Origin of the sequence: Marinobacter sp. SS5-14b (genome assembly GCF_030541005.1) — a bacterium.
Taxonomy (GTDB): domain Bacteria; phylum Pseudomonadota; class Gammaproteobacteria; order Pseudomonadales; family Oleiphilaceae; genus Marinobacter.
The window spans coordinates 67297-82106 of record NZ_JASSVM010000005.1 but is presented as its reverse complement, the minus strand read 5'-3'; the positions used below and the strand labels follow the sequence as shown (position 1 = coordinate 82106).

The window sequence follows — 14810 nt, the reverse complement described above, 5'->3', positions numbered from 1 at the left end:
GTTCCGGGTCAGGTGGGTTCTGGTGTGCTCAGGCGCGTTTTATGGGTTTATGGTGTAAAGGAGTGACCACTTTTGGCACTGGCAGAGAGACTGGCGCGTTTTCTGAGCCGTAAAGGCATTGGCTATCAGCAGATCGAAACCGGGGTCGCCAGTAATCTGGATGCAGCGGTCCTCGCGTCGAGCCTGCCTCAGCACGACTTTGTTCGGGCAACTATGCTGATCGATATCACCGGCGTGGTGATGGCAGTACACCGCTTTGACAGTACCCTGGATATGGATGCGGTTCACCAGTTTACCGGCCGTCGCCTGCAGCCTCTGACCGCTCGCCAGACGGCCCGGCTGTTCAGTGATTGTGCCCCGGGTTTTGTACCGCCTGTTGGCGGTGCCTGGGATATCCCGGTTCTGGTCGATGAAGACGTTGCAGCGGCAGAGCAGGTGATTTTCACCGCAGGCACCGATCATTGTCTGCTTCAGATGGACGGGCGTGCATTCAGGTTGGCACTGGCCGGGGCCCGTGAAGGCCGCCTGGTGATCAATGGTCAGGGGGCGGGCGACCGGGATGCGCTGACCCTGGATGAGGTGGCGGACAAACTGCAAAAGCTTTACCGCCTGCCGCCGATGCCAGCCCTGGCCCTGAGAATTCTGCGGTTGACCGGAAACCCGGAGGCGTCAGCCAAAGAGCTGGCGGAGCTGATCGAGTTCGATCCGAGCATGACGGCACAAATCATGCGCTACGCCCGTTCAGCCCTGTTCAATTACCCTGGCCAGATCAACTCGGTGCAGGAAGCCGTCACCCGGGTGCTCGGGTTTGACCGGGTTGCCCACATTGCCCTCGGTATTGCGTCTGTTCGGGCCTTTGATGTTCCCCGTGGCGGTATCCTGGGTATGGATAATTTCTGGCGGCACTCACTCTACTGTGCCTTCCTTTGCCAGAGCCTGGCGGCCCGCTCTGGTCACGATAAAGGCCTGGCCTATCTTTGCGGCTTGCTGCATAACTTCGGGTTGCTGCTCGTGGGACACCTGTTTCCTTCAGAATTTGACGAGTTGAATGCGCTCCGGGAAATGAATCCCGAGGCGAGTATGCACTCGCTGGAGCATGAGGTGTTTGGTCACAGTGAGCGCCAGGACATTCTGGCGGTCGGGCACGGGGCTATCGGCGGCATTCTTCACCGCTTGTGGCAGTTGCCTGAGCCCGTGATCAAGGCTGCCGGTATGCACCAGCATATCGGCTACCGGGGGGAGCATGAAGCATACGTTGTGATGGTTCAGCTGGCGAATGCTGTACTGAAAGAGCAGGGAATTGGGGATGAATTTAACCCGGACGATATTCCCTCGCTGACGGCCGCTCTGGGTATGGACGCCTCCGCTCTGGAAGCCGTTCAGCAGGACGTTGAGAAAGTGGCGTCTGATCTGGACGTGCTGGCATCGTCTCTGGCCTCCTGAAATACATCGTTTTTTCTCACTCGATTTTGCCCGCACATACACAAATCAGCCCATGATACAGAGGTCGACTTTCTCTGCAGGGGCTGAGTTCGTATAATGCTGCCTCGATTCAGGCAGGGGCCCTCGGAAAGCGCCCCGGTTTGTGAGAGGTTGTCGCAAAGGCACCGGTTTTTGCCGCAACTTTTCAAACGATAATATAAGACAACGGGAGCACAACGTTATGAGAATCATCATGCTAGGCGCGCCAGGCGCAGGTAAGGGCACGCAAGCCCAGTTTATTACCGGTCGCTACGAAATCCCTCAGATATCCACCGGTGACATGCTGCGTGCTGCGGTCAAAGCGGAATCTGCGCTGGGCAAGCAAGTAAAAGAAGTCATGGCGTCTGGCGGTCTGGTGTCTGACGACATCATCATTGCCCTGATCGAAGAGCGTATTCAGCAGCCTGACTGCAAGAACGGTTTTCTGCTGGATGGTTTTCCACGCACCATTCCCCAGGCGGAAGCACTGAAGAATCAAGGCATAGCGATTGATTACGTGGTTGAAATCGCGGTGGAAGACGAAGAAATTGTCAGTCGCCTGTCTGGTCGTCGTGTACACGAAGGCAGTGGCCGTATTTACCACGTGAAATACGATCCGCCGAAAGTTGAAGGCAAGGATGACGAAACCGGTGAGCCACTGGTTCAGCGTGAGGACGACCAGGAAGACACGGTCCGCAAGCGCCTGAATATCTACCACGATCAGACCGCACCGTTGATCGGCTTCTATCAGGACTGGGCAACCAAAGCCCCGGCTGACGCGCCGAAATATGTGCGCGTTGAAGGTGTTGGCAGTCTGGACAACATCCGCGACCAGATTCTGTCCCAGCTCAAGTAACTGAAAACCGGAGTAGCCCGGGAGGCCCCGTTCTGTGAAGCTTTTAGCACTGGATACCTCTTCCGAAGGCTGCTCCGCCGCTCTGTGGCAGGATGGTCAGACTACTGAGCGTTTTGAATTGGCCCCTCGGGGCCACACCCGCCTTTTGATGCCGATGGTCCGCGAACTGCTTGCGGAGCAAGGGCTGACCCCTTCCGATCTTGATGCTCTGGGCTTTGCCCGGGGGCCGGGCTCGTTCACCGGCCTGCGTATTGCAACCGGTGTTATCCAGGGCCTGGCCTGGGGACTGAATTTGCCCGTTGTACCGGTATCGTCGCTTGCGGCGGTGGCCCTCAGTGTTATCGAGGATCACCGGTTGGCGGATGGCGCGGGTGTTGCGGTTGCATTCGATGCCCGTATGGGTGAGGTATATTGGGCCACGTTCCAGTGTCGCCAGGGTCTGCCGGTGCTTCTGGGAGAGGAGCGTGTATGCCCGCCGGGGTCGGTCAGCCTTCCCGGTCAGGATGAGGGCGTGACAAGCTGGTTTGGTGCCGGGCCTGGCTGGAAATTCAGAGCAGACATGCCGGCTACCGTCGCAGCTTCTGTTGAGTCTTTCGATGATACCCTGGTGCCCAGGGCCGCGCAGGTTGCGCGTTTGGCGGAATTCGGTTTTCGTCACGGCGAGGCGGTCACCGCGGAGAAAGCGCAGCCAATCTATGTCCGGGACGAAGTAACCTGGAAGAAACTTCCGGGCCGGGAGTAGTCCGGATAGCCCCCGCTTTCCATACGCCGCAGATTCTTCCATAATGCCTCAACCTGTTTAGTCAAACCTTGTGGTCGTGCTTTATGATCGGTGGCATTAATCCGGCAAACTCTTCATTCATTCCGGCAGGCAATAACAGCCCGGCCAGGGATCGGTCTGATGTTGCCCGGGCTCCAGCAAGTTCACCGCAAGCTCCCGGCCCCGAGGCCGTTCGCCGTGATCTGGGGGCGCCCCAACAGCCCCGTGATGATGCCCCGGTTCCTCAACCGGACGCAGCAGAAGGCCGTCGAATAGAGGCCCGGCGTGCGGCAGAGGATGCCCGCCTTGAGCGTTTTCGTGCGGACGAATTGCCCCTCCCGGCCAGCCGTGCGCTGTCGGCGTTTGCCGGTGTGGCGGCTGCCGGCCAGGAGTTCGAGAATGGCTCGGTCATTACTGGCATTGATATCATTGTCTGATGTCTGACACCCCCCTATCGAACACTCCCCCCGTTGAACAAACCGTTGCTGTAGCCTGTGATCCGCTGGGCGATAGTTTCGCGGCCAGAAACCTTGCGGACGAGCTGGGTTTGGCCTGGCTGGGAACAGTGCAGCCCAAATACGTTAAGGACTATCCAGTCCTGCTCTACATGGACGAGCAGGGCCTGGCGCTGCAGTTGACGGGCAAAGGCGCCCCGGGGCCGGTCAGGGCCGAGTTTGTAACGGGAAAGATGGGTTATCGGCGGGAGCACGGCGGTGGTACCGGCCAGCTCATCGCCCGGGCCGTTGGGTTGCAGAAAACCCGGGCCGAGTTGCATGTGGTCGATGCCACCGCGGGGCTGGGCCAGGATGCGTTTGTTCTGGCGGGCCTCGGCTGCCGGCTGACGGTGTTTGAGCGCAACCCGGTGATTCATGCCTTGCTGGCTGATGGCCTGGCCAGGGCTGTATTGAATACGGAATGCGCTCCGGTGGCGCATCGGATCACACTGCTTCCCGGCAACTCCGTGGATTGGCTGAGGCAGGCGGGGCCTGATGCGGCCGATGTCATCTATCTTGACCCGATGTTTCCCCATCGAGACAAATCGGCCCTGGTGAAAAAGGAAATGCAGGTGTTCCGGCAGGTTGTTGGCGATGATGACAATTCAGCGCAACTGTTGGAGGCGGCGCTGGCGTGCGCCCGATACCGGGTGGTGGTCAAGCGCCCGCGTAAAGCGCCTTCGGTGAGCGGGCCGAAGCCGGCTACGCAGGTTGAGGGCAAGAGCAGCCGCTACGACATCTACCCGATCAAGGCGTTGCCGGCCTGAGCTTCAAGCCGGCAACGTTTTGCGGGTCATGCGTCGAGCATGGTGACCTGCTGAATGGCTTGTCGTTTCTCAACGCTCAGCACCAGTCTGGCGTCTTCAGCCACGTCATCCAGGCCCTCGCCGTAGCAGAGTAGCCCATTCTCGTCGGTGGTCAGCACACCGTTTTTCTGCATGTTGGCAATGAAGTTCCGGAACAGAGTTTTGTCGAAGAATTCCGGAGCGTTCAGGCCAAACAGTATCGACATGCGTTCTGCCAGCAGGGTGCTCTGTTCTTCCAGTTCTGTGGCGGTGAGTTTGCCCGAGCCGTATTTCCTGAGAATACCCAGGGCGATGTGATAGCGCTCGAGCGTTTGAATGATGAAGCGCGACAGAATGCGCGCTCGCAGCATGGACTCGGTTCCCTCTTCTGGCCGGCCAAGCCGGTTGTCATCGAGCTCTGTCAGAAGCCCCTGCTCAACCAGAACATCAATCCACTGGTTGATAATGGCCTCTACCTCGTCGTGAGTGTAACGCAGGAAAAGTTCAGACTGCAGATAGGGGTAGGCCACGCCCGCCAGAAATGTGATTTTGTCTCTGCGCAAGCTGGCTTTGTTTTCGAACAGGCTGACCACCAGTGCCGGCAAAGCGAACAGGTGCTGGATGTTATTGCGGTAGTAAGTCATCAGGATGGCATTGGAGCCTTCCAGAGAAATGATGTCGCCCAGCTTTTGCGGTTGGCGGTTCACCAGCCCCATGTTCTCGCAGTAGGCAATCCAGTCTTTCCCGGTTCCTTCAGGTAGGGTAATGGTGTCAGCGTAGGGGAAGGCACGAAGCATGGCTGCGAACTTGTCCATCAGTCGAATCAGCTGGCCTTCATCCATTGCCATGCGTTCGGTGCCCAGCAATACGGTGGCCGTCATACCAATCGGGTTAACCGCCACAGAGGCGTTGATGTTGCTGGCAACCCTCCGGGAGAGCTCTTCAACGGCGTCACTGAGCCAGGCTGGCCTGAATTCTGCGTCGTAGGCCTCGATCCGCCAGGTGTCATGAACGTCGTCCAGCACCTTCGCCAGCGGAATGGGCTCGCCAAAGTTGACGGCCACTCGGCCAAATGAGTTGGTGAGTTTACGCACCGTTTTAGCCAGCCCGAAAATGCTTTCTTTCTGCTTTTTCTTTCCCCGCAGCTCACCCAGATAAGACCGGCCTTCCATCACTTTCTCGTAGCCGATGTAGACCGGAACGAAAACAATGGGCTTGCGATGGTCTCTCAGGAAGCTGCGTACGGTCATGGCGAGCATGCCGGGCCTGGGCTGCAGCATCCTTCCGGTGCGTGAGCGGCCGCCTTCCACAAAGTACTCCACGGAATAACCCCTGGTGAACATCACGTGCATGTATTCATTGAACACGGTCGCATAGAGGGGGTTGTCCTTGAAGCTTCGGCGCATGAAGAAGGCACCGCCCCGGCGCAGGATCGGACCTACCACTGGCATGTTCAGGTTGATGCCGGCGGCAATATGGGGCGGCATAAGGCCGTTTTTATAGAGCACGTAGGACAGCAACAGGTAATCGATGTGGGACCGGTGGCAGGGGACATAGACGACGGCGTTGTCCTGAGCGGCCTCCTTGGCAACCTTGATGTTGTTGATGGCAATGCCGTTGTAGATCCGGTTCCAGAGCCAGGCCAAGACAAGTTCCAGAAACCGGATCGTCACGATGGACATGCTGGCAACAATTTCATCGGCGTATTTGTAGGCCTTGGCCCGCACTTTCTCGGGCGGGATATCATCCTTTGCCGCGGTCTCGCGTATCGCTTCTTTCACTGCCTGGGTGCGCACCAGGCCTTCAACGAGGGTGCGACGGTGGGAGAGGTCTGGCCCCAGAACCGCCTGGCGTACCCGGCGGAAATGGGTGCGCAGAATGCGGGCCAGCTTACGCTTGGCTTTTTCTTCGTTGTGACGGTACTCATCGACTACCTGCTTCAGGGACAGCGGCTGATTGAATTGCACATAAGTGCTGCGACCGTGAACCAGAATGATCAGGAATTTCTGAAGCCTTCCGGCAACAGACCAGGTGTCGGAAAGCAGAAGCTTTACCAGTGATTTTTCTTTGTCTGGTGAACGCCCCCAGAACAGTGACACCGGAACGATCTGCACATCCTGCTCGGGATGTTCCAGGCCAAACTGAACGAGGTCGCGAAACTCTCTTGTGGGCACTGGCTTGTGCCGGCCGCCACGGAACAGCCCGCCAATGCGCCGGTAGAGGAAGAAGAACGAGTGCGAAGGGCTGTTCTTGACCGGCAGGGCCGGGGTGGCGCCGGGAAGTCGGGCGTGGATAACCTCCTGCTCCAGTACCAGGCGACTGGACAGCGAGCTGTACTGCAGTACATAGCACACGGGTTTTTCCGGATCGAGCCCGAGGGCCTCCAGGGTGTTGCCGCTGACATCCGTCCGGACCCATAGAAACAGGATCTTGCGGAAAAGGGACAGGATCAGGCTGCGAATGCCCTGATAAAGTCGCATAAGGTGTTACTCCGGTCCTGAAAACAGGCGCCAAGTTTAACGGGTTGTCACGGGTGCGGAAAGCGGTATACCGATTCTGGCTGACGAATGTGATGTGGTACATTGCGGCAAAGACGAATCGATTTCGGAAAAGGCCCGATTATGGTGGATAACCGCGCTCACTGGCTGCCCGGATGGGCTGAGGATGCTCCCGAGGATGGCGACCTTGTGCTGGCGTTTTCAGGCAGCAACATTCTGAAGCCCGGTGATGGCTGGTTTTTGCGTTGGGGTGGCCCGGAGATGGGGGACAGCCGGCCGGAAGCTCTGGCGTTGGGGACTTGGGACGACCGCCGGCTGTATGTGACCACACTGCCGGATTCCGGCTTGCCGGGTTTGGAAACCGTCACGCTCAGAGACGCCCTGCTGCTCATGCCGGGTTCGCCTGCAGACCTTCTCAGCACCGCGTTTCAGGTGTGGCAGTGGTGGCAGGATCATCGTTACTGCGGCCGTTGCGGAGAGCCTACTCAAGCGCATCCACGGGAACGCGCCCGCTGGTGTGGCCGTTGTAACATCCCTTGGTACCCGAGAATTGCCCCCTGTGTGATTGTGGTCATTCGTCGGGATGAACGTTTTCTGCTGGCCAAATCGTCACGGGTGACCCGTAATTTCTACAGTCTGATTGCGGGCTTTGTTGAGCCAGGTGAAAGTTTGGAGCAGGCGGTTGCCCGTGAAGTGAAAGAGGAAACCGGACTGGAGGTTGGTAATGTTCGTTACCAGGGCTCTCAGTCCTGGCCATTTCCCCACCAGTTGATGGTTGGTTTTTTTGCGGACTACCTGGGTGGTGAGCTTGTTCTGCAGGACGATGAGCTGGCCGATGCGGGCTGGTTCAGCCCGGATGAGCATCCGCCGGTTCCGCCTGACACCACCATCGCCGGCCGCCTGATCAGCGCGATGAAAGCCGATATTGCATCCGGCAGGAGCCCATCCTGACCATGCAAGAGCAGGCTCCGAGGGTTCTGGTTTTTGATTCCGGTGTGGGCGGCCTGAGTGTGGCGGCCTGCATTCATCAGGCTTTGCCCGGCGCAGAGCTGATTTATCTGGCCGATAACGCGGGGTTTCCCTATGGCAACAAGCCAGAGCAGGTGGTTATTGATCGTTGCTGCCAGTTAATCGCGAAGTGCCTGCAACAATCGGCCTGCGATGTCATCGTCATTGCCTGTAATACCGCCAGTACCGTAGTACTGCCGCATCTGCGGGCCATGACAGACATACCGGTGGTTGGCGTGGTGCCTGCGATCAAGCCGGCGGTGGCCTGCTCCCACAATCGACAGATTGGTTTGCTGGCAACGCCAGCCACCGTCAGACGGCCCTATCTGGATGAGTTGATCCGGGAGTTCGCCGTGGATTGCGAGGTTACCCGGGTCGGGCATCCCGGCCTGGTGTGTTGGGCTGAAGCGCTGGTAAGCGGTTCGGAGCCACCGCAGGCCAGGCTGGACGAGGCCATGGCGCCATTGCGCCACTCCGGAGTGGACACGGTAGTGCTCGGTTGCACCCATTATCCGTTATTGCTGCCCTGGCTGCGCAGGAGTCTTCCGAATGTCAGGTTCTGGGTGGAGTCCGGAGAAGCCATAGCCCGGCGGGTGGCATACTGGCTGGAGCAGGCGGGAGCCCTGTCGGCAGCGGAAACGCCACCGGGACAGCCGAAGAAGGTGGTAGCGAGAGCCTGCTTTAGTGGCCCGGCCCCCGAAGGAATTGACGTGTTTATGGCTGAAATGGGGATCCCGGTGGCAGTAGTGGAGGGTAACTGGCCCGGCTCAGAGTAGCCGGGTCAGTTTGAACATAGCGAGAAACTCCAGGGCGGGAATAGCGCGCTTGTGGCAGCAGTAGGTTTTGAAATCATCGCCCCGGAATCGCGACTTGGTAAATTCCAGTCCTTTGAAGTTATACAGGAAGTTTCCTTTTTCATAGATGCCGTGCAGCAGCTTTTTCAGCAGCCGGCTTTCCTGGTGCTCTGTGGCCTTGTCCAGAGACAGAGGGATCAGGCCAAGATCCAGGAAGGGTACACCTTCCTCTTTGAATACCTGCATGGCATGTGCCATCAGGGTGTAAAAAATACCCTGGCGGAAATCGGCATTGGCCCGTGAAATATTGGGAACGTAGCTGACGATCTCATTATTGCGGTAGACGGGGTCGAAGTAGATAAAGCCCACCGCCTTGCCATCCTGGTAAGCATAGAAATGCCGCTCATTTTCCCGATAGTCCATTTCCATCGGACGTATCAGAAAGCGGATTTCGTTGCTCTTGCATTTACGGGTGCGAATCCAGGCTTCCGAAATTTCCCGGGTGTGGTCGTCACTGAACCGCTCCATAACCGTAATGCCGCTCTTCTCGGCCTGGTTCAGTGCGGTGCGCAGAATTTGTTTCTTTTTGCCGGTCAGCGACCACTTGCGCAGATCAATGCGGGACTCGCTGCCGAACTGGGTGCCGAAGAGCCCAAAGCGCAGGTGCAGAAAATCGACAACCGGCTTGGATACCTGGATGTAACAGGCATTCGGAAACTTCTCATGAAAACGCTCGAGAATGACCGGGAAGTGCTCTGGTGCGCTGACCGGATCTGAAAGAACGAAAGTGCCGCCCCATTTGCGCATGTAGGCGATGTAGCCAACACCTGGCACGTCAAAGTATTGCATGCCTGGCTGCAGAGTGGAGAAAGACTGGGAGTGAACCCCGTATTTCTTCAGGTACCCCACGCGCTCACTGAAGGAAAACTGGCCATCGGCAATGTCTCTGATGCCATCGAGTGCGAGAATCTGGTCTGACATGATGAAGCTCCCGGTAACCTGTTGTTATTGTGCTGGTTGTGGGCGTTCAGGCTTGTTTTTGGCCAAGAATGGACCAGTAGCAATCCATGTTGAGCAGTTTGAAATGCTTCTTCTCAGTGACCTGAAGGCCCAGGCGCTGCATGTGTTCCGGGTAGTTGTAGATTTTGTGGAAGGCGTTGTTGGCGAACAGCCAGAAGATGAACACCGCCATGTACCAGTAGAGCTTTTTGAAGGCCCGGGACAGGATGTTGCCCGTGGGGTAGCAGAAATCTCCAACCACGACTTTGGCGTTGGCTTTGCCCAGGCTGATCAGGTGCTCCAGTACTTTTACCATCATGTCTTCATCGAACACATTCAGGAAAAAGTTGGCGACGACCATGTCGTACTGCTCGAACTCATCCATCTTCATGATGTCACTGTGAATGCGACGGATAGTAAGGTGCGGTGCTTCGGCCTGCTGTGCATCGGCGAACTTGCGAAGCATGGTTTCAGACAGATCGACGACAGTGACATCGGCGCCCAGTTCAGCAGCCCGTATGGCATCGCGGCCGTGGCCTACGCCGGCAAACAGGACGCGATCACCGGGCTTGACGGTTTCTACGTCCAGCATGGCAGTTTTGCAGTGGTGAATGTTTTTGCCGCTGTAGAGGTTGCTCAGAAAGTCGTAGGCGGGGCCGATATATTTGTACTTGTCGCGCATGTTGACTGCCTTCTTTTTGGTCTCTGGTTGCCGCCACCTTTGTTGTCGTTTTTACTCGCTGTAACGCGGGCATTGCGATGGCCGACAGGTTATGGACTGAGATTAGAGAAGGGGCTGTCTGAAATATGTGCAGTAGCGCGCATTTCTGGATACACAAAGTAACGTACTGCAACACTTTGCAAACCACATCAACATTTCGATTCCTAGTGTCCGACAATCAATAATCGTTAACCGGCGTTAGCGAAACACAAGTCACTTACGTTCAGCATTTTGCTGATTTCAGCGGCGGGTCTGGCGGGCCCGTAATAGAAACCTTGCACCTGATGGCAGCCGAGGTTTTTCAGGTAGGTCAACTGATCATTGGTTTCCACACCCTCAGCCACAATTTCAAGTTTCAGGCCGTGGGCCATGGCCACAATCGCATTGACAATGCAGGCGCCTTCGTCGCCACTGCGGATGGCTTTTACGAAGGACTGGTCGACTTTGAGTGTGTGTATGGGGAGTCGATGCAGGTAATTGAGCGAGGAGTAGCCGGTGCCGAAGTCGTCAATGGCAATCCGCACTCCGGTGGCGGCCAGATCGCGAAGCTTCTGACTGATCTGCTCCAGGTCGTTCATGATCACATTTTCAGTAATCTCAATTTCCAGATTTTTGCAGGGGAAACGGTGCGCCTTGACGCGCTCCATGAGGGTTTCGACGAACCGGGGGTGCTCCACCTGGCTGGGGGACAGGTTCACCGCCAGGCGCAGCTCAGGGTGGCCGCTGGCAATCCACTGGCCAACGTCGCGGCAGGCCTGATTCATAACCCGGTCACAGAGTTTTCCCATCAGTCCGGTTTCCTCGGCGAGAGGCAGGAAATCACCGGGGTACAGCAGCCCGAGTTCCGGGTGCTTCCAGCGCACAAGGGCCTCAAGGCCAAGCATACGGTTGGTTTGGGAGCAAACCTGAGGTTGGTAAAAGACTCGTAACTCGTCACGCTCAATGGCCAGCCTGAGATCCCGCTCAAGGCTGAGCCGGTTGGCGGTATTGGTGCTCATGGCCTCGGTATAGAACCGGTAGCCATCTTTGCCGCGCGCCTTGACATGGTACATGGCGATATCCGCATTCTGGATCAGCAGGTCCATCGTTTCGCCGGCTTCCGGAAACACAGAAATGCCGATGCTGACACCCACGAACACTTCATGATCCCCTAACTGGAATGGCGCTTTCAGCGCTTGTATCAGTTTGCGGGCAATGTTTCTGACATCTTCATGGCCGTGGATGCTGGGCAGCAACAGGGTGAATTCGTCGCCGCCAAAGCGGGACAGGGTGTCGCCACGGCGCAGGCATTTTTCCAGCCGCTGGGTGACGGCCTGCAACAGGCGGTCGCCCATGGCGTGCCCAAGGGTGTCGTTGACCACCTTGAAGCGGTCAAGATCGAGAAACATGACCGCAAGCTTCTGCTGGCTTCGCCGAGCCTGAGTGATGGCCAGCTCGAGCCTATCCTTGAACAATGCCCGGTTCGGCAGTCGGGTGAGCAAATCATGATAGGCCTGGAAGTTGATAAAGGCTTCCGCCTCCTTGCGCTCCGTCACGTCGCGGGCAATGCCGTAGTATCGGGCTGGCTTGCCGCTGCAGCCGCCCTGGGTCTTGCCGGTCTGGGGCCAGGTTTGCGGGTCCACCGGGAAGGCAGTGACCTCGAAGTGCCGGGTGGCCTTATGACTGCCGCGGGTTTTGAAGCGGACTTCCAATATTCGGGGGTTATCGGCGGAGATGTCCGGGCCCTGCAAGGCATAAGTGCCCCGTGCCACATCCCGGTCATCCAGGATGTGGCGGAAGTGCTGCCCGCAGAGCTCCGCCGGCTGATAGCCCAGCAGACTTTCGACCTTGTTGTTGATAAAGCAGATGTGCCCGGTTTCGTCGAGCATGAAGACGATGTCCGGGGAGCTGTTGACGATATAGCGATGGAGGGCTTCGGACTTTTCCAGCCTGGACTGAACCATCTCATGGGCGCGAATCAGTGATTGCTTGCCAAGTACTCCCTCAACGGTTGCCAGCAGCTCCTCGGGATCAAACGGCTTGCGGATGTAGTCCAGTGCGCCCCGGCGCAGGGCCCGACTAACCGTCCTGAACGACGTCTCCCCGCTGACCACGATGACCGCGCAGTTTGGCTGCAGGCGGCGGGTTTCCGCCATCACCTGAAAGCCGTCAACCTCTGGCATATTGAGATCCAGCAGGGCCAGGTCAAAGCTCTGCTGGTTCAGGTACGTGCAGGCCTGCCGGCCTCCGTGAGCCTCGGTGACTTCGAATCCCCGACTTTGCAGCAGGTCGGCCAGGATTCTAAGCAACCGGGGTTCATCATCCGCGACCAGAATGCTGCGGCGTCGGGCGGAGGTAGAGAGGGCATTGCTCTGATTGGTTGCCATGGTTGTGGGTCCGTGGTTTCGTCGTCATTAGGTGTCGTTGTCGTTATGACTTGCTGCCGGCAGCAGCATCCGGAACGCAGCGCCTTCCGGGCCGGTGTGGCAAGCGATGATGCCCTCCATGTCATCAATCAGTTGTTTGACAATGCTCAGCCCCAGGCCGCTGTGGCCATCTCCTTTGGTGCTTGTGACCGGTTCAAACAGGCGCTGCTGCAGAGGCTCCGGAATACCGGGGCCGGTATCGGAAACCTGCAACTCGACCCAGCATCGCCGGTTCTGGAATAACGGTGCCGTGGTACTCAGAGTTACCGTTCCTGGTCGATTGCCAAAGCTTTCCGCGGCGTTCCTGACCAGGTTCAGGACAATCTGTCGCACCGTTGAGGCGCTCGCCTGGACTCTCGTGTCTGCGGTACAGAGGTTCAGCTCAAGCTCCCTGTCCCCATCGTGGAACAGGCTGTCCTGGAGGATTGTGCCAAGGCCTGTCAGTTCCTCGTTCAGGTTGGTGCCTGTGCCGGTGTTGGCGGATTCCGTGGTCTGTTGGCTGATCTGCAGCAGCAGGTTGCCGGCCCGGTCCAGCTCTTCCTGAATGATGTCCAGCTCATCCTGAACTGCAGTGTCCTGGAGCCGACTGCGGAGCTGGAACAGGTACTGGCCGATAATCGTGAGCGGGTTACTGACTTCGTGTACCTGCCGGCGCAGGCGTTCGCTCACCATTTGCTGTTCTGAACCGATGGCGTCATCCGTTGACTGCGCCAGAACGGCTGCGAGTTCGCGGGCGAACAAACCACCAAGATTGCGTGCGTTTGGCAACGTCTGGTCATCCACACCCATCACGAAAACACTGCCACTGGTGGCAATGGGGATAGCGAGGAGCGATGGGGCGCCTAAAAGGGAACTCAGTTGCTGATCAAGTACCGCAGGCTCGGCCGGATTCATGGTCGTGGTGTTGCCGGTTCTCAGAGCGGTGGTCAGGGCGCTGTCGCCGGTGGCTGGATTGACGGACAACTCCGGCAGCTGCCTGCAGGTGCCGGAGCGAAGTACCAGTTCTTCACCTTGTTGGTTGAAGCAAAGGACGGGCAGGCCAGTGATAAGCGCAAGACTGCTGGCGGCCTCTGACACCAGTGTGCCAATGTTCTCCGGGCCTGACGAAGGCAGTGTCAATGCGGTGCGCACCATGGTGTGTTCCAGCAGCCGGTGATTCAGTTGCCGTGTCGCCTCACGGGCATCGTAGCCCGCATCCAGAGGAATGCCGAGAGAGGCTGCGACGCTGGCGACTTCCTCGCTGATTTTCTTGTTGATCTCCCGGGTCAGGTCCTCCTGCAGCCCGAAGATGGTGCCGGCCGCCCCGACGCCAGCGGCATCCGACAAGGCCAGTCGGGTAGACAGACTGATGATCTTGACCAGGTGGCTGGCATCCCGGAGCTGCCCCGGCAGGGCTTGTTGATAGCGCATGGCATCGGCGGCCATGGTCCCCAGGCCCCAGGAGGACACCAGCCCGGCGGCAATGTCATTCTGCTGATTCAATAACAACTGCTTGCGTTCCGGGCAGGGCGTCTTGATGGCAATAAGCTCGCCAATGTTGTGCACCATGCCCAGCAGAAAGGCTTCGTCCGGTTCCGGGTAGCGGGTCAGTGTGGCCAGTGTTTTTGCAGTCAGTGCGGTTGTCAGGGAATGGCGCCAGAAATCGCGCAGCTGTTGCCACTCGTTGCCACCGAGCTCGAACATTAATTGTCTCAGGGCGGAGGTCAGTAGCAGGGTCTGGAATTTTCGGGTGCCCAACCGCAACAGTGCCTGTTCGACAGAGTGGCTGGGCGGCATGCGGTGATAGAGGGCGGAACTGGTGAGAGAAAGCAGTCGGGCGACGAGGGCGGTGTCGGCAGAGACGATACGGCTTATTTCACGATAGCTCTGCCCGGAATGGCAGGCGTCCAGAGCCCGCAGGATAACCTCCGGAAGGCTCGGCAGCTGCAAGTCTGACGCAATGTCCGTCGCGATAGTCATGGCACGCCCCCTGGTCCCACGTGGTCGCCTGATGGCCCCGCGCAAGCATCCCTGTTCTGTATTGAAATAA

The 14810-nt window shown here is 58.0% G+C and carries 12 protein-coding genes; 7 read left to right on the top strand and 5 right to left on the bottom strand.

Going from position 1 to position 14810, the window contains the following annotated elements; genetic code table 11:
* Window positions 1-72: 72 nt before the first annotated feature.
* The 5 genes from QPL95_RS12560 (at window position 73) to QPL95_RS12540 (ending at window position 4338) form a co-directional block, all read left to right on the top strand.
* On the top strand, window positions 73-1443 hold the full coding sequence (locus tag QPL95_RS12560; RefSeq protein WP_303291330.1) for an HDOD domain-containing protein: 1371 nt from the start codon (window positions 73-75) through the stop codon (window positions 1441-1443).
* A 220-nt stretch (window positions 1444-1663) separates the two neighbouring features.
* Window positions 1664-2317, top strand: a complete 654-nt coding sequence (gene adk, locus QPL95_RS12555; RefSeq protein ID WP_303291329.1) for an adenylate kinase — start codon at window positions 1664-1666, stop codon at window positions 2315-2317.
* A gap of 34 nt (window positions 2318-2351) precedes the next feature.
* The gene (gene tsaB, locus QPL95_RS12550) at window positions 2352-3059 is read left to right on the top strand and encodes a tRNA (adenosine(37)-N6)-threonylcarbamoyltransferase complex dimerization subunit type 1 TsaB (RefSeq protein ID WP_303291328.1); all 708 of its coding nucleotides are present in this window, start codon (window positions 2352-2354) and stop codon (window positions 3057-3059) included.
* Between the two features lie 83 nt (window positions 3060-3142).
* Window positions 3143-3514, top strand: a complete 372-nt coding sequence (locus tag QPL95_RS12545; RefSeq protein WP_303291327.1) for a UDP pyrophosphate phosphatase — start codon at window positions 3143-3145, stop codon at window positions 3512-3514.
* A complete protein-coding gene (locus QPL95_RS12540; protein WP_303291326.1) occupies window positions 3514-4338 on the top strand; it encodes a class I SAM-dependent methyltransferase in 825 nt (274 codons plus the stop codon). The genes QPL95_RS12545 and QPL95_RS12540 overlap by 1 nt, the downstream gene beginning before the upstream one ends.
* Window positions 4339-4364: 26 nt before the next feature.
* On the opposite strand, the gene plsB is transcribed toward QPL95_RS12540, so the two are convergent.
* Window positions 4365-6836, bottom strand: a complete 2472-nt coding sequence (gene plsB / locus QPL95_RS12535) for a glycerol-3-phosphate 1-O-acyltransferase PlsB (RefSeq protein WP_303291325.1) — start codon at window positions 6834-6836, stop codon at window positions 4365-4367.
* A gap of 141 nt (window positions 6837-6977) precedes the next feature.
* Here plsB and nudC point away from each other — a divergent pair, with 141 nt between their 5' ends.
* Entirely contained in the window at window positions 6978-7805 is an 828-nt protein-coding gene (gene nudC / locus QPL95_RS12530) for an NAD(+) diphosphatase (protein ID WP_303291324.1), read from the top strand.
* 2 nt (window positions 7806-7807) lie between these two features.
* A complete protein-coding gene (gene murI, locus QPL95_RS12525; RefSeq protein WP_303291323.1) occupies window positions 7808-8638 on the top strand; it encodes a glutamate racemase in 831 nt (276 codons plus the stop codon).
* Here the strand turns inward: murI and QPL95_RS12520 are convergent.
* The 4 genes from QPL95_RS12520 to QPL95_RS12505 all read right to left on the bottom strand — a co-directional run bounded on the left by QPL95_RS12520 (window position 8630) and on the right by QPL95_RS12505 (window position 14740).
* A complete protein-coding gene (locus tag QPL95_RS12520; RefSeq protein ID WP_303291322.1) occupies window positions 8630-9637 on the bottom strand; it encodes a DUF2156 domain-containing protein in 1008 nt (335 codons plus the stop codon). The genes murI and QPL95_RS12520 overlap by 9 nt on opposite strands.
* A gap of 46 nt (window positions 9638-9683) precedes the next feature.
* Window positions 9684-10337: a class I SAM-dependent methyltransferase gene (locus QPL95_RS12515; RefSeq protein WP_303291321.1), complete on the bottom strand. Its 654-nt coding sequence runs from the start codon at window positions 10335-10337 to the stop codon at window positions 9684-9686.
* A gap of 227 nt (window positions 10338-10564) precedes the next feature.
* The gene (locus tag QPL95_RS12510; protein ID WP_303291320.1) at window positions 10565-12742 is read right to left on the bottom strand and encodes a bifunctional diguanylate cyclase/phosphodiesterase; all 2178 of its coding nucleotides are present in this window, start codon (window positions 12740-12742) and stop codon (window positions 10565-10567) included.
* Between the two features lie 27 nt (window positions 12743-12769).
* Entirely contained in the window at window positions 12770-14740 is a 1971-nt protein-coding gene (locus tag QPL95_RS12505; protein WP_303291319.1) for an HDOD domain-containing protein, read from the bottom strand.
* Window positions 14741-14810: the final 70 nt, after the last annotated feature.

Bases quoted from the DNA above. Each gene is read 5' to 3' on its own strand.
- QPL95_RS12510 (WP_303291320.1), bottom strand. From the start codon at position 12,742: ATGGCAACCAATCAGAGCAATGCCCTCTCTACCTCCGCCCGACGCCGC.
- nudC (WP_303291324.1), top strand. From the start codon at position 6,978: ATGGTGGATAACCGCGCTCACTGGCTGCCCGGATGGGCTGAGGATGCT.
- QPL95_RS12520 (WP_303291322.1), bottom strand. From the start codon at position 9,637: ATGTCAGACCAGATTCTCGCACTCGATGGCATCAGAGACATTGCCGAT.
- QPL95_RS12540 (WP_303291326.1), top strand. From the start codon at position 3,514: ATGTCTGACACCCCCCTATCGAACACTCCCCCCGTTGAACAAACCGTT.
- QPL95_RS12515 (WP_303291321.1), bottom strand. From the start codon at position 10,337: ATGCGCGACAAGTACAAATATATCGGCCCCGCCTACGACTTTCTGAGC.
- adk (WP_303291329.1), top strand. From the start codon at position 1,664: ATGAGAATCATCATGCTAGGCGCGCCAGGCGCAGGTAAGGGCACGCAA.
- QPL95_RS12545 (WP_303291327.1), top strand. From the start codon at position 3,143: ATGATCGGTGGCATTAATCCGGCAAACTCTTCATTCATTCCGGCAGGC.
- plsB (WP_303291325.1), bottom strand. From the start codon at position 6,836: ATGCGACTTTATCAGGGCATTCGCAGCCTGATCCTGTCCCTTTTCCGC.
- murI (WP_303291323.1), top strand. From the start codon at position 7,808: ATGCAAGAGCAGGCTCCGAGGGTTCTGGTTTTTGATTCCGGTGTGGGC.
- QPL95_RS12505 (WP_303291319.1), bottom strand. From the start codon at position 14,740: ATGACTATCGCGACGGACATTGCGTCAGACTTGCAGCTGCCGAGCCTT.